This window comes from Mesorhizobium metallidurans STM 2683 (genome assembly GCF_000350085.1).
Classification (GTDB): domain Bacteria; phylum Pseudomonadota; class Alphaproteobacteria; order Rhizobiales; family Rhizobiaceae; genus Mesorhizobium; species Mesorhizobium metallidurans.
Window position 1 is genome coordinate 16,238 of sequence record NZ_CAUM01000112.1, and the last position, 23,769, is coordinate 40,006.

Below are 23,769 nucleotides of genomic sequence, written 5' to 3' on the forward strand. Positions count from 1 at the left end.
AGATGACAACCGCCCTCACCCATCTTGGCGCGCAAGGCGAAGCCAATATGGTCGATGTCGGTGACAAGGCGGAGACGACGCGCTCGGCGATCGCCGAAGGCTTTGTCTCGATGCGGCCCGAAACACTGGAAATGATCCTGGCGGGCGATGCCAAGAAAGGCGACGTGCTCGGCGCGGCGCGTATCGCCGGCATCATGGCCGCCAAGAAGACGCATGAGCTGGTTCCACTCTGCCACCCGCTGCTGCTGACGAAAGTCTCCGTCGACATCGAGCCGGACCCGTCGCTGCCCGGCCTGAAGGTCACGGCGCTGGCTCGCGTCACCGGCAAGACCGGCGTCGAGATGGAAGCACTGACCGCGGCCTCGGTCGCTTGCCTGACGATCTACGACATGGCCAAGGCTGTCGACCGCGCAATGGTGATCTCCGGCATCCGGCTGGTGGAAAAGACCGGCGGCAAGTCCGGCGACTACAAGGCAGGTTCTTAAATGGCATTGGTTCCGGTCGCCGAGGCGCTCGAACGCCTCCTTGACGGTGCGACGGCGCTGCCGGGCGAGAGCATTGCGCTGATGGACGCGCCTGACCGGGTTCTGGCCGAGCCCGTGGTGGCGCTGCGCACCCAGCCGCCCTTCAATGCTTCGGCCATGGACGGCTATGCCGCGCGGGCCGCCGATGTCGCATCCATACCCGCCAGGCTTTCGGTGATCGGCATGGCACCGGCCGGCCGTGGCTTCGAAGGCATTATCGGTCCGGCGCAGGCCGTGCGCATTTTTACCGGCGCGCCGCTTCCCGCCGGCGCCGACACCATCGTCATTCAGGAGAACGCCAGGGATCTCGGCGGCGGCGGCATCGAAGTGATCGAGCCGACGCCGGAATGGCGCAATATCCGTGGCCTTGGGCTCGATTTCTCCAAAGGCGATGTGTTGTTGGAAAAAGGCCGCGTGCTCGATCCAGCGGCGCTGTCACTCGCGGCGTCGGCCAATCATCCGCGCGTCAGCGTGGTAAAGCGGCCGCTGGTCGCCATCATCGCCACTGGCGACGAATTGCTGCCGCCCGGCAGCGACCTCGGGCCCGACCAGATCATCTCGTCCAATGCCTATGGCGTTGCCGCCGCCGCCGCGTCGGTGGGCGCAGATGCCCTCGACCTCGGCATCGCCGCGGACCACCATGAAGCGATCGCCACTCTGGTAAAAAGGGCGGTCGCGGCCGGCGCGGATGTCATCGTCACGCTCGGCGGCGCTTCGGTCGGCGATCACGACCTCGTCCATGACGTGCTGACCGGCGAAGGCATGACGCTCGATTTCTGGAAGATCGCCATGCGTCCCGGCAAGCCGTTGATGTTCGGGCGGCTGGGCGATGTCAGATGCATCGGCCTGCCCGGCAACCCGGTGGCGAGCCTGGTCTGTACGCAGCTCTTCCTGAAGCCGCTGCTGGCGCGGCTCGGCGGCCGCGTCCATCGGCAGGACATGCGCGAGGCGCGGCTCGGCACTGCAATGCCGGCGAACGATCTCAGGCAGGATTATGTGCGCGCCGTGGTGACGGAAGAGGCCGGCACACTACTGGCGACGCCGTTCGGCATCCAGGATTCCTCGATGCTCAGAATGTTGGCCGACGCCAATGCGCTGATCGTGCGTGAGCCCTTCGCTCCCTCTGCCGCCGCGGGCGCTGCCTGCAGCGTGCTGATGCTACGCTGAACAAAACGTCAACACATTCATTAAACTTTAAACGGTTGCGGAACACAACTGGAACAGATAGTGTTTGTTCTGGGTTTGTTTTTCTGATTCTGTTTGGGGGCCGCGATGCTGACACGCAAACAACATGAACTGCTGATGTTCATCCACGAAAGGCTGAAGGAAAGCGGCATTCCCCCCTCGTTCGACGAGATGAAGGAAGCGCTCGATCTCGCCTCCAAATCCGGAATTCATCGGCTGATCACGGCGCTGGAGGAGCGCGGCTTCATTCGCCGGCTACCGAACCGCGCTCGTGCGCTGGAGGTGCTGCGTCTTCCCGACTCGATTGCCCCCGGCCTCAATGCGGCGCGCAAATTCTCGCCGAGCGTCATTCAGGGCAGCCTTGGCCAGAACAATTCCGGGCAGGGCAACCTCGGACGGCAGATCAAGCCGGCGCCGTCCCGCATGCCTTCGGCCGGCAATGATGACGACGCCGTCGCCGCTGTGTCCATTCCGGTGATGGGCCGCATCGCCGCCGGTGTGCCGATCGACGCCATCCAGCACCAGACGCACTCCATCTCGGTGCCGCCCGACATGATCATGGGCGGCGAACATTACGCGCTTGAGGTCAAGGGCGATTCGATGATCGAGGCCGGCATTTTCGACGGCGACACGGTCATCATCCGCAACGCCGACACCGCCAGCCCTGGCGAGATCGTCGTGGCGCTGGTCGACGAAGAGGAAGCGACGCTGAAACGGTTCCGCCGCAAGGGCGCCTCGATTGCGCTCGAAGCCGCCAATCCGGCCTATGAGACGCGCATCTTCGGACCGGACCGGGTCAAGGTGCAAGGCAAGCTCGTCGGTTTGATCCGGCGTTACTGAGCCACGGGCTGCTTGGGTTTTTCGGGCTTGCGGTATGGCGGCAGGCCCCTCGCCTCGCGCGAGAACTTTCGCTGGGTATGCCACGGCCGATATGGCGCTTTGACGGCGAAGCGGATTTGCGCGCGCGTCGTCGCCGATTGCCGATTGAAGAAGATGGCGGCACTGCCGGCGCGGGCGAGTTGCCGTTTGGTGACGACAAGAACCAGCGGATTGCGGCAGGGATCGTAGGCGGTGGCGTCGTTGATGACGATCAGATCCGCAAAGCCGCAGGCTGGCCGGGCGGTCTTGCGGTCGTCGGCAAGCGCGACGATAGCGCCCGATGGATGCCGGGCGACGCACAAGCCCTCTGTGCAGTAGAACGGCGCGCCCGTTGGCAGTTCGGCCGGATCGGCTATGTCAAACTGAGCGTCTCCCTTGTCGAACGTCTCCGGCTCGACGATGGTTTCGGACACCAGCGCATGCTTCCAGTTGTCGGTGGTGAATACGTTCGAACGCACCCGGTTGATGGCAAGTTCGCCGTTCCCGATCGACAGCGCCACCAGATGCCCGTCCTCCGAGATCAGGACGTCGGGCGTGCGTGTGTCAGAAATCGTCAGCAGCCCGGCGATGGCAAAAGGAACTGCCGCGAGCCGTAGCCGGGTCGTCGCCATGGTCGCAATGACAAGGGCGATCGTCACCAGCAGCACCGACTGGCGAGAAATCAGCCCGACTGCATCGATTGGCGAGCGCTCCGATATCCAGCCGGACAGGGCAATCATCGCCGTCAGCCCCTTGCCCATTACATACAGAAACGGGCCGTCGGCGCCGAACGGCATCGCCAGCGCGCTGAGAACCGCGGAAGGCATGACCACTAGCGAGACGATCGGCATGATGGCCAGGTTGGCGAACAGGCTGAGCGGCGATACGCGCTGGAAGTGCCATATGGCGAAAAGCGCGGTAGCGCCGCCGGCGATGATGGAGGTCATGGCGAGACCACCCATTGCAGCCAAGAATTTTCGCGTGACGAAACTGGGCAGCGATCGTTGCGGCGGTAGCGTGGTTGCCCTGCCTGCGCGGTAATCGGACCAACCGGCATAGGCGCCGACGAGCGCCGCGGTCGCGGCGAAGGACATCTGGAAGCTCGGGCCGACCACCTCGTGTGGCGACACCAGAATGACGGCAATCGCCGAGATCGCCAGATTGCGCATGGTGAGTGCCGCCCGGTCGAATAGCACGGCGATCAGCATCACCGCCAGCATGATGAAGCTGCGCTCGGCGGCGACCACGACGCCAGAAATGACGAGGTAGGCCGCGATCGAAAAGAGCGCGGCTGCGGCCGCATATTTCTTGATCGGCCGGCGCGACGAAAAGTCGGGAAACAGCGCGAAGGCGCCGCGCAGCAGCGCCATGACCGTGCCTGCGACCAGTGCCATATGCAGGCCGGAGATGGAGATGATGTGGTAGATGCCGGTGCGCCGCATCGCCTCGTTGATCTTTTCCGGGATGCCGGCGCGCACGCCGACGATCAGGGCTGCGGCGATCTCGCCCTCGGCGCCGCCAACTTGACTGCGAATATGGTCAGCGATGCTCTCCCGTGCGTTCTCGACCGCCGAAGAAAGACGCGCGGCAAGCGGCGCGCCATCTGGCGGCTCGGCATCCGCGCCGACAAGTTTCGGCGTACCGAGGAAAAAACCGCTGGCGCCGATGCCGGCGAAATAGCTGTCGAAGGAGAAATCATAGCTGTCAGGCCGCACCGGGCCGGTCGGCGGCAGCAGCCTGGCATAGCCGGTCACCACGGATCCTGCGGTCATGCCGGGCGGTATTTTTGAAGCCGAAACGCGAACCCGCTCCGGGGCATAGCGCAGCGTCGGCCGGGCGGTCGAGATCACATCGATGGTCAGCCGGACGCGGCCATTCGCCATCTGGTCGAGGCTGACGAGACGGCCGGTCAGCCGCGTCGGGATTTCCGAACCGAGCACCGGCGTTGCGACGCGCCAGGTCTCGACCTTGGCGGCGAGAATGCCGAGAGCGCACAGCAGCGCCGCCATGAAGCACAGATGCGTTTTGCGCCATGACCGCGAGACCGCAGCGCACAAGGCCATCAGGACCACGACGGCAATGGGCTGCGCAAAGTCCGGCTCCACGGCAAGCGAAAAATAGAAGATCACCCCGGATGCGAGGAATACCGGCACCAGCAGGAAGGCGATGCCCCTGTCGATTTCCAGGCTAGCCGCCGAGACCATGCTGTCGCGGATACTGGACGGCGAAAGGCGGCGAAGCTGCCCGCCAACGCGATCGGCGGGGCTGATAGTCGGGACCGTCGGCGTTGGCGTGCGATCCTGTGGCAAAGGCGGGACATCGAGGCCCGGCAGCGAAACCGGCGCCGGCAGGACGGGAACGGATGCGGCAAACAGCAACCGTTCGCTGACGCCGCCGACTGCGCCCTCGCTCTCGTCCGCACCCCGGCCTCGTCCAGCCATCGGGTCTGCCCCTTGCGCCCTTGACCTCCTATGCTACATGAACGCGCAACGCGCGAAAGTCCGTGCAACCACATCCACTGCTGCGCCTGCGCCCCGAGAGTTCCATGCCCGACAAGGTCGTCACCCGTTTTGCCCCCTCGCCCACCGGCTATCTGCACATTGGCGGGGCGCGGACGGCGCTGTTCAACTGGCTGTATTCGAAGCACACCGGCGGCACGATGCTGCTGCGCATCGAGGACACCGACCGCGAGCGTTCGACCGATGCAGCGACTTCTGCCATTCTCGACGGTCTTTCGTGGCTCGGCCTGACCTGGGACGGCGAGCCTGTATCGCAGTTCGAGCGCGCGCCGCGCCATCGCGAGGTGGCCGAGGAGCTGGTGCGCATGGGCAAGGCCTACTACTGCTACGCGACACCGGCGGAGCTCGAGGCGATGCGCGAGACGGCGCGGGCCAAGGGGCTGCCTCCCCGCTATGACGGCCGCTGGCGCGACCGCGATCCGTCGGAGGCGCCGGCCGATGCCAAGGGTGCCATTCGCATCAAGGCGCCGACCGAGGGCGAGACGGTGGTGCATGACCGCGTGCAGGGCGAGGTGCGCTTCCCCAACAAGGATCTCGACGATTTCATCATCCTGCGCTCGGACGGCAATCCGACCTACATGCATGCCGTCGTCGTCGACGACCATGACATGGGCGTCACCCACATCATCCGCGGCGACGACCATCTGACCAACGCCGCCCGCCAGACCGTGATCTACCGCGCCATGGGCTGGGACGTGCCGTCGATGTCGCATATCCCGCTGATCCATGGCGCTGACGGCGCCAAGCTGTCGAAGCGGCATGGCGCGCTCGGCGTCGAGGCTTATCGCGCCCTGGGCTATCTGCCCGAGGCGCTGCTCAACTATCTGGCGCGGCTGGGCTGGAGCCATGGTGACGACGAGGTAATGTCGATCGCCGACATGATTGCCTGGTTCGATATCGGTGACGTCAACAAGGGGGCGGCCCGTTTCGACTTCGCCAAGCTCGAGGCCCTGAACGGCGTGCATATCCGTCGCATGAACGACGCCGACCTGCTCGACATCTTCATCGCCACCCTGCCCTATCTCGAAGGTGGCCCGGCGATCGCTGCCCGCCTCGACGACAGGCGCAAGGCGCAGCTGCTTGCCGCGCTGCCGGGCTTGAAGGAGCGTGCCAAGACCTTGGTGGAACTTGTCGACGGTGCTGCCTTCCTGTTCACCGAGCGACCGTTGCCGATCGACGAGAAGGCAGCGGCATTGCTCAGCGGTGACGCGCGCGCGATCCTCCGGGGCGCCCACGGCGCGCTGAAGGCGGTTTCAGGCGACTGGACGGCCGCAACGGCCGAAGCGGCGATCCGCGACTATGCGCTGGCCGGCGGCTATAAGCTGGGCGCGGTCGCTCAACCCTTGCGGGCAGCACTGACCGGCAAAAGCACCTCGCCCGGCGTTTTTGACGTACTTGCCGTGCTCGGCCGCGAGGAAAGCCTGGCGCGCATAGCGGATCAAATCGATTAGGAGAAAACTGGCCCAAGAAGATTGGCATTGAAAGGCGCGTTTCGCAGTGCAACATTAGGACTTGGCCCAATCTGGCACGCACCCCTCCACAATGCGGTGGCGAATACGCGCATTTCCGGTGATTTCGACGTGTCGCTTTGCAGAATTTTGCCTTTGCCGGCATGAGGAAACAAAAAGGAGTTTGCAATGACCGAAGCTGCGACAAAACTGGAATTTGGTGGCAGAGACCACCCGTCGTCGGCAAAGCTGGAGCTCGGCGGCAAGACTCATGAGTTCAAGGTGCGAAGCGGCTCGGTCGGTCCTGATGTCATCGACATCGGCGCGCTCTACAGCACCACCGGCGCCTTCACCTACGATCCCGGTTTCACCTCGACGGCAAGCTGCGAGTCGGAAATCACCTTCATCGATGGCGATGCCGGCATCCTGTTGCATCGTGGCTACCCGATCGACCAGCTGGCCGAACATGGCGACTTCCTCGAAGTCTGCTACCTCCTGCTCTACGGCGAATTGCCGACCAAGGCGCAGAAGGACGATTTCGACTACCGGGTGACGCGGCACACCATGGTGCATGAGCAGATGTCGCGCTTTTTCACCGGCTTTCGCCGCGACGCGCACCCGATGGCGGTGATGTGCGGCGTGGTCGGCGCGCTGTCGGCCTTCTATCACGACTCCACCGACATCTCGGACCCGTACCAGCGCATGGTTGCCTCGATGCGGCTGATCGCCAAAATGCCGACGATCGCGGCGATGGCCTACAAATACCATATCGGTCAGCCCTTCATTTACCCGAAGAACGAGCTGAATTTCGCCGCCAACTTCCTGCATATGTGCTTTGCCGTGCCGTGCGAGGAATACAAGATCAACCCGGTGCTGGCGCGCGCCATGGAGCGCATCTTCATCCTGCACGCCGATCACGAGCAGAATGCCTCGACCTCGACCGTCCGCCTCGCCGGCTCGTCAGGCGCCAACCCGTTCGCCTGTATCGCTGCCGGCATCGCTTGCCTATGGGGTCCGGCGCACGGCGGCGCCAACGAGGCCGCTTTGAACATGCTGGGCGAAATCGGCCATGTCGACCACATCCCGGAATTCATCGCCCGCGCCAAGGACAAGAACGATCCTTTCCGGCTGATGGGCTTTGGCCACCGCGTCTACAAGAACTACGATCCGCGCGCCAAGATCATGCAGAAGACCGCGCATGAGGTGCTGGGCGAACTCGGCATCAAGGACGATCCGCTGCTCGACATCGCCATGGAACTGGAAAAGATCGCGCTGACCGATTCCTATTTCATCGAGAAGAAGCTTTATCCGAACGTCGACTTCTATTCCGGCATCACGCTGAAGGCGCTGGGCTTCCCCACCACCATGTTCACCGTGCTGTTCGCGGTCGCCCGCACTGTCGGCTGGATCGCGCAGTGGAAGGAGATGATCGAGGATCCGCACCAGAAGATCGGCCGTCCGCGCCAGCTCTATACCGGCGCGCCGGAACGCGACTACGTGCCGATCGCCAAGCGCTGATCGGTCTGAAATTCTAGGAAAAAGCGCCCTTTGCGGCGCTTTTTTGTTTGATGTGGTTGAGAACAACATCCGCCGCGATATCGCCGGACGGCCTGTCGGTGACCATGCGTCTGGCCACCTCGGCAAAACCGTCCTTCTGCCAGGCGCGATAGGCGGTGTCGGAAAACAGCGCTTCCAGCTGTCGCGCCAGATAGGGCGGCCGCACATATTCGTTATAGTGCTCGGTCACCACCGGCTGGTCCGCGATGAGGTTGGGCAAGGCAGCGCTCCACACGGTGATCAGACGCTGGGCCAGCCGCATGACCGGATCGAGCCGGTAGCACGAGATCATCGGCACCCCTGACAGCGCCAGCTCCAGCGACACCGTTCCCGACGCGATCAGCGCCGCATCGGCCTTGCCGAAAGCCTGCCATTTGCGATCGGGATCAAGGATGATCTCCGGCTTCTCGTCCCAGCTTGCGACCGAAGTCCTGACCAGATCGGCGACATGCGGCACCGTCGGCAGCAGCAGGCGCAGACGGTGCCCGCGGGCGCGCAGGATCGAGACCGTCTTGCCGAACGGGCCAGCCAGCCGTCGCACCTCGCCGCGGCGCGAGCCGGGCAGCACAAGCAGCGTTTTCACGCGATCCCCCGACAGGTCTCGCGGCAATCCTTGCGCCTTGGCGGCGGCATGCACGCCTGGATCATGCGCGAGACGATGACCGACATAGGTGCCGGACGGACCGCCAAGGCGCGCGAGTTCCTTCACCTCGAAAGGCAGGATGCAAAGGATGTGATCGACATACGGCCTCATCGCCACCGCTCTGCCCGGCCGCCATGCCCACACGCTCGGGCAGACATAGTGGACGATCGGGATCGCCGGATCGGCGGCACGCACTTTCCTTGCCACGCGCAGCGAGAAATCCGGACTGTCAATGGTGATCAGGCAGTCGGGCTTTTCGCCGGCAATCGTATTGGCCGTCTGGCTGATCCGTCGCATCAGGCGCGGCAGGTCGCGCAGGACGGCGCTCAGCCCCGTCAGCGCGATCTCGCTGCCCTCGAACAGCGGAGTGAGACCGAGCCCCTGCAGATGGCGTCCGCCAATGCCGACAAGCCTGATATCGCGGCCGGTCGCGCGCTTGAGCGCTTCGACGAGGTCGGCGCCGAGCAGGTCGCCGGATTCCTCGCCGGCGACGATGGCGAGCTTCAGCGGCCGGTCATTCGCCATGCACTGGCTCCGCCGTAGGCAGGCCGATCACGAACAGGCCGAGTGCATCGGCGCGCGCGACGACGACAGGCCCCTCCAGAACCAGCGAGCGGCCGGCCTCGACCGCAATGCCGGCAAGGCCGGCGGCATGCGCCGCCTCGACCGTCTGCGGGCCGATGGAGGGCAGGTCGGCGCGCAACTCCTGGCCGGGCTTGGCGCATTTGACCAGCACGCCGCGCGCCTTGCCGGCCAGCCTGCCATGGCCGCGCAGCTCTCTTGTCCGCTCGAGCAGCCCGTTGGTGCCTTCGATGCCTTCCAGCGCAATGGCGCGGCCACCGATCGCGACAGCCGCCTGGCCGATATCCAGCGCACCGATGGCATATGCTGCCGCACGAGCCGCCTCGATGTCGCGCCAGTCGGATTTTCGCGGCGCCGCCCTGGTCAGCGGGCCTTCGGCCGCAACCAGTTCCGGCACGATCTCATGGGCGCCGACGACCTTGACGCCACGCGCCTCCAGGGCCCGTGTCAAAACCTTCAGCAGGCCGTCGTCGCCACGGGCAAGCGCCATGATCACCGTAGGCACCACGGCCAGCAAGCCAAGGCTCGGGCGCATGTCGATCAGTCTTGGCCGGCGCCTGATCTCGCCGGCAAGGACCAGATGGCTGATCCGCCGACGCCGCAGCAACGAAGCCAGCGAACCGATGTCTTCCAGGGCGAGGCTCTCATGCTCGTAGCCGTCGAGGTCGGCCTTGCGGTCGACTTCGCCCTCGATCTGAATGATGACGGGCGGATAGCCTTGCCCTGCCAGGCTGACCGCGACTTCCACCGGAAGACTGCCGCCGCCAGCGATGATGCCGACCCTGGCGCCCGGCGCGAGATCAAGGCTCGACGGCGAGGCCTCAGTCTTCGTCATCGGCCTTTAATCTTCGTCATCGAAATCGTCGCCGTCGCCAGCCTTGAGAGACGGGACGGCGTAGTGCCTCTTGCCGCGACTGGCGATGAAATCGATGATCTTCATTGCGGTCGGCGACGAAACAAACTCCGCCTTGGCGAATTCGATGTTCTCGCCGACGGTTCTGGAACGATCGAAGATCGTCCTGTAGGCCTTGCGCAGCGTGTGGATCTCGGAGCGCGGCAGGCCGGCGCGTTTCAAACCGATGATGTTGAGGCCGCGAAGGCTGGCGCGGTTGCCGACCGCTATGGCGTAGGGAATGACGTCGCCAACGATTGCCGAGCAGCCGCCGAGGAAGGCGTTGTCGCCGACGCGGACAAATTGATGAACGGCGGTGAGGCCGCCGATATAGACATTGTCGCCGATCTCGCAATGGCCGCCCAGCGTCGCCTGATTGGCGAAGGTGGCGTTCTTGCCGACAATGCAGTCGTGGGCGATATGGGCATAGGCAAGGAAGTTGCCATTGTCGCCGATAACAGTCTCGCCGCGGCTGGAATCGGTGCCGAGATGCATGGTCACGCCTTCGCGGATCGTGCAGTTCTCGCCGATGACCAGCGTGGTGCGGCCGCCCTTGTGCTTGGTGTTCTGCGGCGGCCCGCCCAGTGTCGCCATCGGATAGACCTTGGTCGAGGCGCCGATCATGGTCGCCCCCATCACCGAGACGTGGCTGACCAGTTCGACACGGTCGCCGATCACCGCGTCGGCGCTGACATGGCAGAAGGGGCCGATGCGGACACCTTCGCCGATTTTGGCGCCCGCCTCGATGACCGAAGATGGATGGATGACTGTCGGGATTTTCATAAGCATTCGATCGTCAATCGCTGGTGACCATCATCGCCGATATCTCGGCTTCCGCGGCCTTGACGCCGTCGACCAGAGCCTCGCAGGCGAATTTGAGCAGGTTGCCGCGTTTCTTGATTTTCTTGACATGGATTTTCAACTGGTCGCCGGGAACGACCGGCTTGCGGAATTTGGCATTGTCGATGGTCAGGAAATAGACCAGCGACGGCTTTTCGGCGGCAAGGCTGCGGATGCAGATGGCGCCGGCCGTCTGCGCCATTGCCTCGACGATCAGCACGCCGGGCATGACCGGCTGGTCCGGGAAATGACCCTGGAAATGCGGCTCGTTTATGGTCACGTTCTTGATGCCGACAGCGGACTCGTCGCCATCGATGTCGATGATGCGGTCGATCATCAGGAACGGATAGCGATGCGGCAGGAGCTTCATCAGCCCCAATATGTCGACCGCTTCGAGCGTCGTCGCCGCGTCCATCTCAGCCATTTCCCCCATCGCCCGGTTTGCGCGACCTTGCCAGTTTTCGCAGGGCCGCGATCTCCCGCATGGCTTCCGCCATTGGCTGTGCCGGGTATCCCCCCCAGATCTCTCCCGCCGGGACGTTGCTCATGAACCCACTTCTTGCAGCAAGCTTGGCTCCTGTCCCGATGGTCAGGTGGTCCGCGAGGCCGACGCCGCCACCCATGGTGACGTTGTCGCCCACCGTTACGGAGCCGGAAATACCGGAAAGTCCGGCTATTATGCAATTGCGGCCGATGCGGACGTTATGAGCGATCTGCACCAGATTGTCGATCTTGGTGCCTTGGCCGATGATCGTATCGGACATGGCGCCACGGTCGACCGTGGTGTTCGAGCCGATCTCGACGTCGTCCTGGATGACGACGCGGCCGATTTGCGGGACGCGCTCCGGCCCTTTGGCGCCGGCCACAAAGCCAAAACCGTCCTGGCCGATGCGGGCGCCGCCATGGATGATGACGCGGTTGCCGATCAACGCATACTGGATGCTGGCGCCGGGGCCGACATAGCCGTCGCGGCCGATCTGGCAGGAGTAGCCGATGACGGCATGCGGAGCGATGACCGTTCCGCCGCCGATCGAGACACGCGGCCCGATCACCGCGCCGGCCTCGATGACGGCGCCAGCCTCGATATGCGCGGTCGCATCGACATGGGCGTGCGGCGATATGCCGGTCTCGCCGGTCATCGGCCCCGGTGTCGCGGCTGTCGGGAAAAGCAGGCGTCCGACCATCGCGAAAGCCTGCTGCGGGCGCGGATGGACCAGGACCGCAACGCCAACCGGCGCCTTGCTCGCGAACTCGGTGGGACAGAGAACCGCGGCAGCCTTCAGCGATTGCATCAGCGCGAAGTTGCGCCTGCCGTCGACGAAAACGAGCGCGTGCTCGCCGCCCTCGTTTGCCGGTGCCAAGGCTTCGATCGATATATGGGACTGACTGGAATCGGCAAGCACCGCGCCGGTCAGATTCGCGACTTCGCCGGCCGTATACCGGCGTGAGGGCGCGAAGAACACCGGATCGGTCATTCCAGAAGCAATATCCAGCTAGCGCATGACCCCGAAAACCGGAATCGATTGTCGGAAAGGATCATGCGCAAAATCAAAGTGCTACAGCGTCCCTTGCGCGCGCGGCGCTGTAGTGTCGGATCACTCTCTTCCGGACCCCAACGGCCCGGAAGCATCGTCCCCGCGGATCAGAAGCGGGTCGATATGCCGAAATTGAATTCCTGCGTGTCGTCGGTATCTTCCTTCTTGACCGGGACCGCGTAGTCGATGCGGATCGGACCGAAGGGCGAAGCCCACATCAGGCCGACGCCGACCGACGCGCGCCACTCCATGTCAGTCGAAACCTGCGTGACCGTCGTGTCGATCTTGCTGCCATAAAGCGTTGCAGCATCGGCGAATACGGCGCCGCGCAAGCCGAAGCTTTCCGGAATGACCGGCAGCGGGAACTGCGCTTCCGCTGATGCATTGAAATAGGTGGTGCCGCCGAGGTGGTCGCCCGTAGCGATGTCCGCAGGGCCAATGCCGCCATAGGCAAAGCCGCGGATCATGCGGTCGTTGCTCTGGAACTGATCGAAGATGCGCAGGTCGCCGCTGCTGTAGCCCTGGACATGGCCGGCGCCGCCCGAAATCAGGCCGACCAGATCGAGTTGCTCCGACAATGTCTGATAATAGCTGCCGCGCGCGGTGACCTTGACGTACTTGGCGTCGCCACCGAGACCGGCGAATTCCGTGCTGACATTGGCGTAGATGCCGTCATGCGGATTCTTCATGTCGTCGATGGTGTTGTAGAGCAGGCCGAGGCTGACCGACGACTTGAGCCACGGGCTCTCATCGATGCCATCCAGGATTGCCTGGGAGACGTCGCATTTGGCGGGATCGTAAATCCCGTCGGTCTTACAACCGTCGTCGAGATCATACTTCTCCTGAGAAATATTGTACGCAAGCTGGGTCGAGATGTTGTCGGTGATCGGCAGGCCGAAGCGAACCGTCGCCCCGAGCGTCTCGCTGTTGTAATCGCTGTAGTCCCTGGTCCGCTGGTAGATATCGAAACCGGCGGCGATGCGGCGTCCAAGGAAATAGGGCTCGGTGAAGGAGAGGCTGTAGTCGCGCGAGTTCTTGCCACCGCCGGCCGACAGCTTGATGAACTGGCCGCGGCCGAGGAAGTTGCGCTCGGTGATCGATCCTTCGACGGACGGGCCTGCCGTGTCGCCGCCGGTAGAATAGCCGGCGCCGACCGAGAACTCGCCGGTCGATTTCTCGACCACGTCGACCACCAGCACGACCTGGTCTGGCTGCGAACCGGGCACGGTCGAAACCTCGACTTTCTCAAAATAATCGAGTGCTTCCAGCCGCTTCTTCGCGCGCTGGATCAGAACCTGATTGAAGGCATCGCCCTCGCTCACGTCGAATTCGCGGCGAATGACGTAGTCGCGGGTCCGATCGTTGCCGCGAATCTCGATGCGCTCGACATAGGCCTTGGTGCCCTGGTCGATCGTGTAGACGACCGAAATGGTACGGTTTTCGAAATTGCGGTCGCCGCGCGGCGTCACCTGGGCGAAGGCATAGCCTGAACCCGCGACCTTCTCCGTCAGCGCGATGATGGTGTCTTCGACATTCTTGGCGTTATAGATGTCGCCCTTGCGGGTTTCGACCACCGACTCGAGGGACTTGCTGTCCACCTCGGGAATAGTGCTCTCGACGCTGACGTCGCCGAATGTGTAGCGATTGCCTTCCTGCACGGTGATGGTCACCGTGTATTTGTTGGTGGCGTTGTCGAGTTCGCCAACCGCCGAGACAACCTGGAAGTCGGCATAACCGTGATTGTAATAGAAGCGGCGCAGCAGCTCCTGGTCGGCGTTCAGCTTATCCTGGTCATAGACGTCGTCGCGCAACACGAAGGAAAGCCATGTCGAGCGCTTGGTGTTGATCACGTCCGACAGCCGGCGGCTCGAATAGGCGCTGTTGCCAACGAAATTGATCGCCGCGATCTGGGTGCGGTCGCCTTCGTTGATGTTGAAGACCACGTTCACGCGGTTGTCGCCGAGATCCATGATCTGGGTGGTCACGGCGGCATCATCGCGGCCGATGCGCCTGTAGGCGGCCTTGACCGCCTCGACGTCGGCATCGAGCGTCGCCTGCGAGAACGTTCCGCGCGGCTTCAACTGGACCGCCATCGCCAGGGCATTGTCCTTGAGCTTCTTGTTGCCCTGGAAAAGCACCTGGTTGACGACCTGATACTCGGAAACCTTGATGACCAGCGTCGAACCGACCTGGTTGATCTGGACGTCGGAGAACAGGCCGGTGCCGAACAGCGCCTTCACGGCATCGTCGATGTCGGAGCTGGAAAACGCCTTGCCGGGCTTGATCGAGACGTAGTTGCGGATGGTGTCGGCATCGACACGCTGATTGCCGCTGACTTCAACTCTTGAGACAACAGCGGCCTCTGCCGCCGATGTGGCAACGAACTGCACTGCGAGCGCACCTGGTACGACCAGGGCGGCGGACAAGGCCACCGCGGACGCGGCGCTCAGAAACTTGGATGCTGCCTTCATCGGGCTTTTGTACCTTTTCTCGTAGTCCCCACGGCGAGAAAACCGGACGTGCGGTAATTTCTCCTAACCGTATTAACCGGATTTTCCCTACACGCAAGGCTTCTGGTTAATTTGTAATTACTTAACCTAGGGGCGTGGCTTTCGCGTCACGCCAACCCCCGTGCATGGTAAACGGCGTCTCAACATTGGTGGTGCCGAAGCCAGATTTCTTCATGATTTCAGCACCCAAACAGATCGTTCCAAAAAACGAAGCCCATGAAGCCCAGGACCAGAATCAGGCCGCTTCTGTAGGCCATTTCCATCATCCGTTCCGAAACCGGCCGCCGGATGACGGCCTCCACGCCGTAGAACAAGAGATGGCCGCCGTCGAGGGGGGGAATCGGCAAAAGGTTGAGAATACCGATCCCGACCGACAACAGCGCAACAAGCTGCACGAGCCACTCAAAGCCCAGCTTTGCCGCCTTGCCGGCCATGTCGGCGATCTTCACCGGCCCGCCAAGCTGGCATTTGTCCTCGCGCCCGACGGCGAAACGCTGCAGGAACTGACCGGTGCGCTGGATGATGTAGCCGGTTTCCTCGACCGCGGCGGTCAGCGCGCCGGCCGGACTGTAGGTGATCAGCCGGGGCTGGCCGACCTCCTTGTTGTTGACGACGCCGATCACGGCCACCTTGACCTTGTTGCCTAGCGCATCCAGCTGCTCCATCAGCTCCGGCGTCGCGGTGACGGTCACCTCCTTGCCGTCACGCAGCATGACGAAGGTAATGGTATCGCCGGAGCGGCCAGAGACCAGGCGCTGGACATCGGAGAAGGTCTCGATCTTGCTGCCGTCGACGCTGACGAATCGGTCGCCGGGCAAGATGCCGGCCTTTTCAGCCGGACTGCCGGCGGTAACCTGAGCCACCATCGGCTCCATCACCGGGCGGCCATAGAGGGAAAACATCACGGTGAAGACGGCGATGGTCAGCAGGAAATTGAACAGCGGACCGGCCACCACCGTCGCCGCGCGCTTCCAGATCGGCTGCGTGTGGAAGGCGACCTTGCGTTCGGCATCGGTCAGCGTTTCGAGCTCTTCCGAGCCGGGCTGGCTCGAGGTGGCGTTCATATCGCCGACGAATTTGACATAGCCGCCGAGCGGTATGGCGCACAGTTTCCAGCGCGTGCCATGGCTGTCATTGAAGCCGAAGAGTTCCGGCCCGAAGCCGACCGAAAAGGCCTGTACGCCGATACCGCACCAGCGGCCGACGAGGTAGTGGCCCATTTCGTGGACGAACACCACCACTGTCAGCACGAACAGGAAAGGCACCAGCGTGCCGAGGAAAAAGCCCTCCGTGCTGAAAACCGCGTGAAGAATCTCGTTCAATTCATGCCCTCGAATTCGTCCGTAGCCAGAATCTTCCACGTACGCGGTGCGCTGCGACTGTCACATCAATCCAGGCGAATCCATGACGCACTCCGCCATGCCAGGAAACAATGCCGTTCAAGCTGGAAACAGTCCCTGTGCCGGATGGTCGGCGCCCGCCGAAATCCAGCCGATGACGTATAGGGCAAAAGCGGCCGCGACAAGCCCGTCGACCCGGTCCATGACGCCGCCATGGCCAGGTATAAGCGCGCCCGAATCCTTGCGGCCGTGGCGGCGCTTCACCCACGATTCGAACAGGTCGCCGGCCTGGGAGACGATCGAAAGCACCAGCGCAACGACGCCGAGCATGGCAAGATTGCCGGCGCCGGCCGCGGCGGCCAGCAGCAGCCCGGCGATCACGCCGCCGACGGCACCGCCGAGCGCACCGCTCTGCGTCTTGCCCGGCGAGATCGAGGGCGCCAGTTTCGGACCGCCGACGCTGCGGCCGACGAAATAGGCAAAGATGTCGGTCGCCCAAACCACCGCGAACAGGAAAAGAATGGCGACGAGGCCGGGATGGTCGCCGTCGCGCAAAAGAGCAAGCGACAGGCCGGAAACGGCCGCATAGGCAAGGCCGGATGCGTCCCACTGCCCCGTCTTGCGCGCCCAGGCCGCGGCCACGACGACCATGACCAGCACTGCCACCAGAAGCAGCAGCCAGAAGGCCGGCAGGCCGGCGATCAAGGCGCCGACGAAGACCACAAGCAGCGCCTCCGGCAGAAAGCCAAGACCTGGGCCGGCGGCCGGGCGGCACATCCGCGTCCATTCGTGGAAGATCACAGCCGCCATGGCGGCGCACAGCAAGCGGAACGGCAGTCCGCCAAGCCAGGTCAGGCCAAGCGTGGCGACGGCAAGCACGACCGAGGAAATGACACGGAGCTGGAGGTTGCTCATCCCTTGGCAGTCGCAGCGACGTCCTGGGCACCAAGCCCGCCGAAACGGCGCTCGCGGCCGGCGAAATCGCGCAACGCGTCGGCCAAATGCTTGCGGCTGAAATCGGGCCAGTAGCAAGGCAGGAAGACGAGTTCGCTATAGGCCGCCTGCCACAGCAGGAAATTCGACAGCCTGAGCTCGCCGCTGGTGCGTATGACCAGTTCCGGGTCCGGGATGCCTGCGGTGTCGAGGGCGCCGGCAAAGGACTCGGCGGTAATCGCCTCACTGTCGAGCTCGCCGCGCGCCGCCGCGGCAGCAAGCTTGCGCGCCGTGCGTACGATCTCGTCGCGTCCGCCATAGTTGAAAGCGATGATCAGGGTCAGCGCGGTGTTGCGCACGGTCAGCGTTTCGGCCTCCTCAAGCAGCGTCCTGATATCGGACTGCAGCCCTGTCCTGTCGCCGATGATCCTGACGCGCACACCGCTCTGATGCAGTTCGGCGAGATCGCGGCGGATGAAGAGTTTCAGGAGGCCCATCAGGTCGCTGACTTCGGACTTCGGCCGCGACCAGTTTTCCGACGAAAAAGCGTAGACCGTCAGGAAGGAAATGCCGAGGCCGGGGGCGGCGCGCACCGTCTTGCGCAGCGCCTCGACGCCGGCCCGATGCCCGGCAAGCCGCGGCATGCCGCGTGCCTTGGCCCAGCGTCCATTTCCGTCCATGATTATCGCGACATGCGCGGGGCTTGTCATAGTTTCGCTTTCGGGTCGGGTACCTACCCTTAAACCTGCATGATTTCAGCTTCCTTATCGGAAAGCAGATGGTCGATCGTGCTGATCATCTCGTCGGTGAGCTTCTGGACCTGATCGGAGCGCTTGCGCTGGTCGTCCTCGCTGATATCGCCGTCCTTTTCCGCCTTCTTGAGAAAGTCCATGCCGTCGCGGCGCACATGGCGCACGGCGACGCGGGCATTCTCGGCATAACCATGCGAGATCTTGACCAGTTCCTTGCGGCGCTGCTCGTTGAGCTCGGGCAGCGGAATTCTAAGATTGGTGCCGTCGACGATCGGGTTGAAGCCGAGATTGGATTCACGGATGGCGCGGTCGACCGCGCCGACCATCGACTTGTCCCAGACCGAAACCGAAATCATGCGTGGCTCGGGCACCGATACATTCGCCACCTGGTTGATCGGCATGGTGGTGCCATAGGCTTGTACCTGTATGGCGTCGAGCAGGTTGCTCGAAGCGCGGCCGGTCCGCAGCGAAGCCAGATCGTGTTTGAAGGCCGCGATCGCCCCATCCATGCGCCGCTTGAGATCGTCGTATTCGCCACTCATCATCGTCTCCTCGACCCGTTGGCCCGGGTTCACTGTTTCAGGGGAAAACCCCATGCATGAGTCTCATTCCGAAGATCCGCTTTTTGTTCACGCGGACCTTCGGTTCGGGATCTTGCTCCCGATCAGCTGTCCGCGACGACCGTGCAGCGGCCGCCGCCCCTCAGAATATCCCCAAAGCCGCCCTTCTCGTGTATCGAATAGACGATTATCGGAATGTTGTTTTCGCGCGCAAGTGCAATCGCAGCCGTATCCATGATCGAAAGCCCGCGTTTTATCACTTCGGCATGGCTGATGCGCTCGAAGCGGGTCGCGTTCGGATCCTTCTTGGGATCGGCCGAGTAGACGCCGTCGACCTGGGTGCCCTTGAACAGCGCATCGGCGCCGATTTCGGCGGCGCGGAGCGCCGCGGCCGAATCGGTGGTGAAGAAGGGATTGCCGGTGCCGCCGGCGAAAATGACGACCTTGCCCTGGTTCATGTAGGCGGTCGCCTGGCGCTGGGAAAAACTCTCGCAAAGCTCGGGCATGGCAATCGCCGACAGCACCACGGCGTCGACGCCGATCTTGTTCAGCGAGGTGCGCAGCGCCAGCGAGTTGATGACCGTGGCAAGCATGCCCATATGGTCGCCGGTGACGCGGTCGCCGCCCTTGGACGCCACCGCCACGCCGCGAAAGATGTTGCCGCCGCCGATGACGACGCCGACCTCGATGCCGAGCGCGCGAGCCTCCGCGATGTCGGCCGCGATGCGATCGACGACCGACACGTCGATGCCGAAATGCTGTTCGCCCATCAACGCTTCGCCCGATGCTTTCAGCAAGACACGTCGGTAGAGGGGCTTCACCGTCATCTGGTCCTCGTCATTGTGCATGTGACGCCTTCGGGCGCCGCGCCCGGAAACACTGGCTCCGATACACGAAGGGCGCCGCGATGTCACGCGGCGCCCGAGCCGGAAACGGCAAGAGAATTGTCAACTCACGCCGGCAAACGAGCCTTGCATGAGCAGATCCGGCAGATAGCTTGCCGGCTTGTCGCCAACCGCCTGGCCGCCTGTCAGGCCGCCTTGTATTTCCGGGCCGAAGAACGAATACGGAAAGGGCGTGACCGGTCGGCTCACCGCATCGAGCCGCGCCCGAAGCTCTTCGGGAATGTCGAAATCGAGCGCGCCGAGATTGTCCTTGAGCTGGTCAAGCCTGGTAGCGCCGACGATCACGGACGCAATGCCCGGCCTGTTTGCCGTCCAGTTCAGGGCGACCTGGGCCATGCTGCGGCCAAGCTGGCCGGCAACCGTCTCCAGTTCGGCGACGATTTGCCAGTTGCGGTCGGTGAATTTCTGGAACCCGGGATTGCTCGAACCGCGCATCGTCTCCAGCCTGCCGCCATCCTTGACGATTGTATCGGAACGGTATTTTCCGCTGAGCAGGCCGCTGGCCAACGGGCTCCAGACCATGATCCCGGCGCCATAGCGCGTTCCGAACGGCACGAATTCGTGCTCGATGTTGCGCTCGGCCAGAGAATATTCGAGCTGAAGCGCCGAAACCGGTTCATAGCCGCGATGCTCGGCGACCGACTGCGCCCGGCTCGCATACCAGGCCGGCACGTCGGAGAGACCGACATGCCGGATCTTTCCGGCCCGCACCAGGTCGTCAAGCGTCCGCATCACCTCCTCTGGTGGCGTCAGCCTGTCCCAGGCGTGGAGGATGTAGAGGTCGATGTAGTCGGTACCGAGACGCTTCAGCGAGCCTTCGACGGCGCGTATTATGTTCTTGCGGCCGTTGCCGCCGGCATTCGGGTTGTCGGCCAGCGGGTTGAAACTGAACTTGGTGCTGATCACGGCCTTGTCGCGCAACCCGCGCTCGGCGATGAATTCGCCGAGCCAGGTTTCGGACGTGCCGCCGGTATAGGCGTCGGCCGTGTCGAAGAAATTGCCACCCGCCTCGACATAGGCATCGACCAGTGCGCGAGCGGTCTCCTTTTCGGCGCCCCAGCCCCATTCCGTGCCGAAGGTCATGGTGCCGAGCGCAAGCCGCGTGACACGCAGCCCGCTGTTGCCGAGAGTGTAATAGCTCATGGTCATTGGTCGTCTCCTTTGCTTTCACCGGCAGGGCCGGCTTGTGCGAGTAGAGATATTGGAGACTGTGGCCCCCTATAAGATTGCATTGTCGACAAGCACTATGCGATATTGTTCATGAATGGATCGCGACCTGCTCAGCCATCTTCCAGTCGTCGTGGCCGTGGCGCGGCGCGGCGGCTTTGCGCTGGCGGCCGCCGAGCTCGGCATGAGCGCATCGGCGGTCAGCCATGCGGTGCGGCTGGTGGAGGAGCGGATCGGCCAGCCGCTGTTTGCCCGCACCACGCGCAGCGTGTCGCTGACCGAGGCCGGTCAGGCGCTTGTCGCGACGGCGGAACCCGCGCTGCAGGATATCGCCGAGCGGATGGAGCGTATTCGCGGCATCAAGGGCCGGCCGGCCGGCCTGCTCAGACTGAATGTTTCGCATGTCGCCGTCCCGATGGCCGTGACACCGGTCGTAACGGCCATGGCGGAGCGCTACCCCGATATAACGGTGGAAATCTTTGCCAATGAAGGACTGGTCGATATCGTCGGCGAAGGCTTTGACGCCGGTATCAGGCTTGGCGAGATGATCGCGCAGGACATGATCGCGATCCGGCTGACACGGCCGTTCCAAGTGATCATCGTCGCTTCGCCAGCCTATATCGGCCGGCGAGGCCGCCCGGGCAGCCTGGCCGACCTCGCTGCCCACAATTGCATCGGCTACCGTCTCGTGCGATCGGGCGCGGTCTATCGCTGGGATTTGGCGGAGGACGGCAAGGACGTGGCGGTGGAGACGCGCGGCACGGCTGTCGTCACCGATTCCCTTGCCGCGATCGATCTGGCGCTATCGGGAACGGGGCTGGCCTATGTGTTCGAGCCGCTGGTGCGCGCTGACATCACCGCCGGCCGGCTTGTCCAGGTGCTGCCGCAGTCGGCGATCGAGGAACCAGGCCTGTTCCTCTATTTTCCCAGGCGGTCGGCGATGGCGCCGAAGCTCAGAGCCTTCATCGACACCGCACAAGAGATCGGCCGGACATCCTCGCGGACGCCCGGCCGAGTTGCCTGAGCTGAGAAGCCCGTCTCCGGGCTATATGTTTTCGGGCTATTTCTTGACCGCTGCCGCGACTTCCGCCGCGAAATCGGTCTCTTCCTTCTCGATGCCCTCGCCGAGCGCGAAGCGCAGATAGGCCGTGATCTTGGCCGGCGCACCGATCTCCTTCTCGGCATCCTTCAGCGCCTTCTCGACGGTGATGTCGGGATTGAGCACGAAGGCCTGCTTGAGGAGCACGACCTCTTCGTAGAACTTGCGCAGACGGCCCTCGACCATCTTCTCGATAATCGCTTCCGGCTTGCCCGACTGGCGCGCCTGGTCGGAGAAGATCGCCTTCTCACGCTCGACCGCGGCGGGATCGATCTGCTCGGCGGTCAGCGCCATCGGGTTGGTGGCGGCGACATGCATGGCGACCTGGCGGGCAAAGGCGTTGGCCGCATGCTCGTTGCCGGTCGTCTCGATGGCGACCAGCACACCGAGCTTGCCGAGGCCATCGGCAACCGCGTTGTGGACATAGGTCGCCACGGCGCCGTGCGGAACGGTGAGCTTGGCCGAGCGGCGGAAGCCCAGATTCTCGCCGATCGTGCCGACGGCATCCTTGATGACGTCGGTTACCGACTTGTCCGAACCCGGATATTTGGCAGCCGCAACCGCCTCGGTCTTGCCATAGGCGAGCGCAACCTTGGCCACGTTGGCGACGATCTCCTGGAAGGCAGCATTGCGGGCAACGAAATCGGTCTCGGAGTTGACCTCGACAACAGCCGCCTCGCGGACGCCGGAATCAACGCCGATCAGGCCCTCGGCAGCGGTGCGGCCGGCCTTCTTGTCGGCCTTGGAGATGCCCTTCTTGCGCAGCCAGTCGACGGCCTCTTCCATGTTGCCGTTGGTCTCGTTCAACGCCATCTTGCAGTCCATCATGCCCGCGCCGGTCAAGTCGCGGAGTTCTTTGACCTGTGCAGCCGAAATGCTCATTGTCGCCTCTTTGTTTCAAATGCGCCGACGCACCATCGAAATTCGATGATGCGCCCGGCACCAGCGCTTAGCGCGCCAACATATTGGAAAGATGAAGGCCGGAACCGGCCTTCGCTATTGTGCTTCCGGGGTCTCGGCCGCGGGCGTCGGATCCAGCGCCGGTTCGACCGGAGCCTCGACCGCAGCGCCAACATCGACGCCGAGCGCGCCCTGCTGGCGAGCGATGCCGTCGATGGCGGCCTTGGCGATCAGGTCGCAATAAAGCTGGATGGCGCGGGCCGCGTCGTCATTGCCGGGGATCGGGAAGTCGATCTTGTCCGGATCGCAGTTGGAATCGATGATGGCCACGACCGGAATGCCGAGACGCTTGGCCTCGAGGATGGCGATCGCTTCCTTGTTGGTGTCGATGACGAACATCAGGTCCGGCGTCGAGCCCATGTCCTTGATGCCACCCAGCGCCTTGTCGAGCTTCTCGCGCTCGCGGTCGAGGTTGAGGCGCTCCTTCTTGGTCAGGCCCTGGGCCTCACCGGCCAGCATCTCGTCGAGCTTGCGCAGGCGCTGGATGGAGTTCGAGATCGTCTTCCAGTTGGTCAGCATGCCGCCGAGCCAGCGGGAATTGACATAGTATTGGGCCGAGCGCTGCGCGGCATCGGCGACGATGTCGGACGCCTGGCGCTTGGTGCCGACGAACAGCACGCGACCACCCTTGGCGACGGTGTCGGACACCTGCTTCAGCGCCTGGTGCAGCAAGGGCACCGTCTGCGACAGGTCGATGATGTGGATATTGTTGCGGGCGCCGTAGATGTAGGGCGCCATTTTCGGGTTCCAGCGGTGGGTCTGGTGGCCGAAGTGAATGCCAGCTTCCAAAAGCTGGCGCATGCTGAAATCAGGCAGAGCCATTCTCAAGTTCCTTTCCGGTTAGCCTCCACGGACACAGGCATTTCCGGACGGATGTCCTCGAATGCCACCGGAGGTTTCAGCCGGATTTCTCCCGGGCAGACACCAAAGTCCGTGTGTGGAATGAGCGCGCATATAGAG

At 63.5% G+C, this 23,769-nt stretch carries 20 protein-coding genes and 1 pseudogene; 6 read left to right on the forward strand and 15 right to left on the reverse strand.

The window, feature by feature from the left end; genetic code table 11:
- Positions 1 to 2 precede the first annotated feature (2 nt).
- The 3 genes from moaC to lexA all read left to right on the forward strand — a co-directional run bounded on the left by moaC (position 3) and on the right by lexA (position 2,549).
- On the forward strand, positions 3 to 485 hold the full coding sequence (moaC, locus tag MESS2_RS18340) for a cyclic pyranopterin monophosphate synthase MoaC (protein ID WP_008875897.1): 483 nt from the start codon (positions 3 to 5) through the stop codon (positions 483 to 485).
- Positions 486 to 1,691: a molybdopterin molybdotransferase MoeA gene (locus MESS2_RS18345; RefSeq protein WP_008875898.1), complete on the forward strand. Its 1,206-nt coding sequence runs from the start codon at positions 486 to 488 to the stop codon at positions 1,689 to 1,691.
- A gap of 105 nt (positions 1,692 to 1,796) precedes the next feature.
- On the forward strand, positions 1,797 to 2,549 hold the full coding sequence (lexA, locus tag MESS2_RS18350; RefSeq protein WP_008875899.1) for a transcriptional repressor LexA: 753 nt from the start codon (positions 1,797 to 1,799) through the stop codon (positions 2,547 to 2,549).
- On the opposite strand, the gene MESS2_RS18355 is transcribed toward lexA, so the two are convergent.
- A complete protein-coding gene (locus MESS2_RS18355; protein WP_008875900.1) occupies positions 2,543 to 5,008 on the reverse strand; it encodes a ComEC/Rec2 family competence protein in 2,466 nt (821 codons plus the stop codon). The two genes, lexA and MESS2_RS18355, sit on opposite strands and share 7 nt — an antisense overlap.
- Before the next feature lie 104 nt (positions 5,009 to 5,112).
- Between MESS2_RS18355 and gltX the strand changes: the two genes are divergently transcribed.
- Together gltX and gltA are read left to right on the forward strand one after the other, a co-directional pair.
- Entirely contained in the window at positions 5,113 to 6,537 is a 1,425-nt protein-coding gene (gltX, locus tag MESS2_RS18360) for a glutamate--tRNA ligase (RefSeq protein ID WP_008875901.1), read from the forward strand.
- Positions 6,538 to 6,723: 186 nt separating this feature from the next.
- Positions 6,724 to 8,052, forward strand: a complete 1,329-nt coding sequence (gene gltA / locus MESS2_RS18365; RefSeq protein ID WP_008875902.1) for a citrate synthase — start codon at positions 6,724 to 6,726, stop codon at positions 8,050 to 8,052.
- A 13-nt stretch (positions 8,053 to 8,065) separates the two neighbouring features.
- Here the strand turns inward: gltA and lpxB are convergent, their stop codons facing one another.
- The 12 genes and pseudogenes from lpxB to MESS2_RS18425 all read right to left on the reverse strand — a co-directional run bounded on the left by lpxB (position 8,066) and on the right by MESS2_RS18425 (position 20,732).
- Complete coding sequence (lpxB, locus tag MESS2_RS18370; RefSeq protein ID WP_008875903.1) at positions 8,066 to 9,259, reverse strand: lipid-A-disaccharide synthase; 1,194 nt, start codon at positions 9,257 to 9,259, stop codon at positions 8,066 to 8,068.
- A complete protein-coding gene (locus MESS2_RS18375) occupies positions 9,249 to 10,151 on the reverse strand; it encodes an LpxI family protein (protein WP_008875904.1) in 903 nt (300 codons plus the stop codon). Before MESS2_RS18375 ends, lpxB begins: the two co-directional genes overlap by 11 nt.
- A 6-nt stretch (positions 10,152 to 10,157) precedes the next feature.
- Positions 10,158 to 10,991, reverse strand: a complete 834-nt coding sequence (gene lpxA, locus MESS2_RS18380; protein ID WP_040593505.1) for an acyl-ACP--UDP-N-acetylglucosamine O-acyltransferase — start codon at positions 10,989 to 10,991, stop codon at positions 10,158 to 10,160.
- 13 nt (positions 10,992 to 11,004) lie between these two features.
- A complete protein-coding gene (gene fabZ / locus MESS2_RS18385; RefSeq protein ID WP_040593497.1) occupies positions 11,005 to 11,472 on the reverse strand; it encodes a 3-hydroxyacyl-ACP dehydratase FabZ in 468 nt (155 codons plus the stop codon).
- A complete protein-coding gene (lpxD, locus tag MESS2_RS18390; protein ID WP_008875907.1) occupies positions 11,465 to 12,523 on the reverse strand; it encodes a UDP-3-O-(3-hydroxymyristoyl)glucosamine N-acyltransferase in 1,059 nt (352 codons plus the stop codon). The genes fabZ and lpxD overlap by 8 nt, the downstream gene beginning before the upstream one ends.
- A gap of 167 nt (positions 12,524 to 12,690) precedes the next feature.
- A complete protein-coding gene (gene bamA / locus MESS2_RS18395) occupies positions 12,691 to 15,054 on the reverse strand; it encodes an outer membrane protein assembly factor BamA (RefSeq protein WP_008875908.1) in 2,364 nt (787 codons plus the stop codon).
- A gap of 218 nt (positions 15,055 to 15,272) precedes the next feature.
- Complete coding sequence (gene rseP, locus MESS2_RS18400; protein WP_008875909.1) at positions 15,273 to 16,415, reverse strand: RIP metalloprotease RseP; 1,143 nt, start codon at positions 16,413 to 16,415, stop codon at positions 15,273 to 15,275.
- A gap of 117 nt (positions 16,416 to 16,532) precedes the next feature.
- Positions 16,533 to 17,348, reverse strand: a complete 816-nt coding sequence (locus MESS2_RS18405; RefSeq protein ID WP_008875910.1) for a phosphatidate cytidylyltransferase — start codon at positions 17,346 to 17,348, stop codon at positions 16,533 to 16,535.
- Positions 17,345 to 18,088: pseudogene (locus tag MESS2_RS18410) on the reverse strand (isoprenyl transferase); the annotation flags it as partial. The pseudogene MESS2_RS18410 and the gene MESS2_RS18405, both read right to left, overlap by 4 nt.
- Before the next feature lie 17 nt (positions 18,089 to 18,105).
- Positions 18,106 to 18,660: a ribosome recycling factor gene (gene frr / locus MESS2_RS18415; protein ID WP_006334575.1), complete on the reverse strand. Its 555-nt coding sequence runs from the start codon at positions 18,658 to 18,660 to the stop codon at positions 18,106 to 18,108.
- Positions 18,661 to 18,782: 122 nt separating this feature from the next.
- Positions 18,783 to 19,505, reverse strand: a complete 723-nt coding sequence (gene pyrH, locus MESS2_RS18420; RefSeq protein ID WP_081609795.1) for a UMP kinase — start codon at positions 19,503 to 19,505, stop codon at positions 18,783 to 18,785.
- Between the two features lie 120 nt (positions 19,506 to 19,625).
- Positions 19,626 to 20,732, reverse strand: coding sequence for an aldo/keto reductase (locus MESS2_RS18425; RefSeq protein ID WP_008875912.1), 1,107 nt, complete (start codon positions 20,730 to 20,732; stop codon positions 19,626 to 19,628).
- 115 nt (positions 20,733 to 20,847) lie between these two features.
- Between MESS2_RS18425 and MESS2_RS18430 the strand changes: the two genes are divergently transcribed.
- On the forward strand, positions 20,848 to 21,774 hold the full coding sequence (locus tag MESS2_RS18430) for a LysR family transcriptional regulator (protein ID WP_008875913.1): 927 nt from the start codon (positions 20,848 to 20,850) through the stop codon (positions 21,772 to 21,774).
- Positions 21,775 to 21,810: 36 nt separating this feature from the next.
- On the opposite strand, the gene tsf is transcribed toward MESS2_RS18430, so the two are convergent.
- A complete protein-coding gene (gene tsf, locus MESS2_RS18435; protein WP_008875914.1) occupies positions 21,811 to 22,731 on the reverse strand; it encodes a translation elongation factor Ts in 921 nt (306 codons plus the stop codon).
- Between the two features lie 114 nt (positions 22,732 to 22,845).
- Positions 22,846 to 23,631 (reverse strand): 30S ribosomal protein S2, encoded by a 786-nt coding sequence (gene rpsB / locus MESS2_RS18440; protein WP_008875915.1) that lies wholly within the window; start codon positions 23,629 to 23,631, stop codon positions 22,846 to 22,848.
- Between the last annotated feature and the right edge of the window lie 138 nt (positions 23,632 to 23,769).

Excerpts from the sequence above, each read along its gene's own strand:
- MESS2_RS18345 (WP_008875898.1), top strand. The coding sequence starts at position 486 with ATGGCATTGGTTCCGGTCGCCGAGGCGCTCGAACGCCTCCTTGACGGT.
- gltX (WP_008875901.1), top strand. The coding sequence starts at position 5,113 with ATGCCCGACAAGGTCGTCACCCGTTTTGCCCCCTCGCCCACCGGCTAT.
- MESS2_RS18430 (WP_008875913.1), top strand. The coding sequence starts at position 20,848 with ATGGATCGCGACCTGCTCAGCCATCTTCCAGTCGTCGTGGCCGTGGCG.
- MESS2_RS18375 (WP_008875904.1), bottom strand. The coding sequence starts at position 10,151 with ATGACGAAGACTGAGGCCTCGCCGTCGAGCCTTGATCTCGCGCCGGGC.
- tsf (WP_008875914.1), bottom strand. The coding sequence starts at position 22,731 with ATGAGCATTTCGGCTGCACAGGTCAAAGAACTCCGCGACTTGACCGGC.
- moaC (WP_008875897.1), top strand. The coding sequence starts at position 3 with ATGACAACCGCCCTCACCCATCTTGGCGCGCAAGGCGAAGCCAATATG.
- lpxA (WP_040593505.1), bottom strand. The coding sequence starts at position 10,991 with ATGAAAATCCCGACAGTCATCCATCCATCTTCGGTCATCGAGGCGGGC.
- lpxD (WP_008875907.1), bottom strand. The coding sequence starts at position 12,523 with ATGACCGATCCGGTGTTCTTCGCGCCCTCACGCCGGTATACGGCCGGC.
- pyrH (WP_081609795.1), bottom strand. The coding sequence starts at position 19,505 with ATGACGGTGAAGCCCCTCTACCGACGTGTCTTGCTGAAAGCATCGGGC.
- frr (WP_006334575.1), bottom strand. The coding sequence starts at position 18,660 with ATGAGTGGCGAATACGACGATCTCAAGCGGCGCATGGATGGGGCGATC.
- bamA (WP_008875908.1), bottom strand. The coding sequence starts at position 15,054 with ATGAAGGCAGCATCCAAGTTTCTGAGCGCCGCGTCCGCGGTGGCCTTG.
- lpxB (WP_008875903.1), bottom strand. The coding sequence starts at position 9,259 with ATGGCGAATGACCGGCCGCTGAAGCTCGCCATCGTCGCCGGCGAGGAA.
- MESS2_RS18425 (WP_008875912.1), bottom strand. The coding sequence starts at position 20,732 with ATGACCATGAGCTATTACACTCTCGGCAACAGCGGGCTGCGTGTCACG.
- rpsB (WP_008875915.1), bottom strand. The coding sequence starts at position 23,631 with ATGGCTCTGCCTGATTTCAGCATGCGCCAGCTTTTGGAAGCTGGCATT.
- MESS2_RS18405 (WP_008875910.1), bottom strand. The coding sequence starts at position 17,348 with ATGAGCAACCTCCAGCTCCGTGTCATTTCCTCGGTCGTGCTTGCCGTC.
- lexA (WP_008875899.1), top strand. The coding sequence starts at position 1,797 with ATGCTGACACGCAAACAACATGAACTGCTGATGTTCATCCACGAAAGG.
- MESS2_RS18355 (WP_008875900.1), bottom strand. The coding sequence starts at position 5,008 with ATGGCTGGACGAGGCCGGGGTGCGGACGAGAGCGAGGGCGCAGTCGGC.
- fabZ (WP_040593497.1), bottom strand. The coding sequence starts at position 11,472 with ATGGCTGAGATGGACGCGGCGACGACGCTCGAAGCGGTCGACATATTG.
- gltA (WP_008875902.1), top strand. The coding sequence starts at position 6,724 with ATGACCGAAGCTGCGACAAAACTGGAATTTGGTGGCAGAGACCACCCG.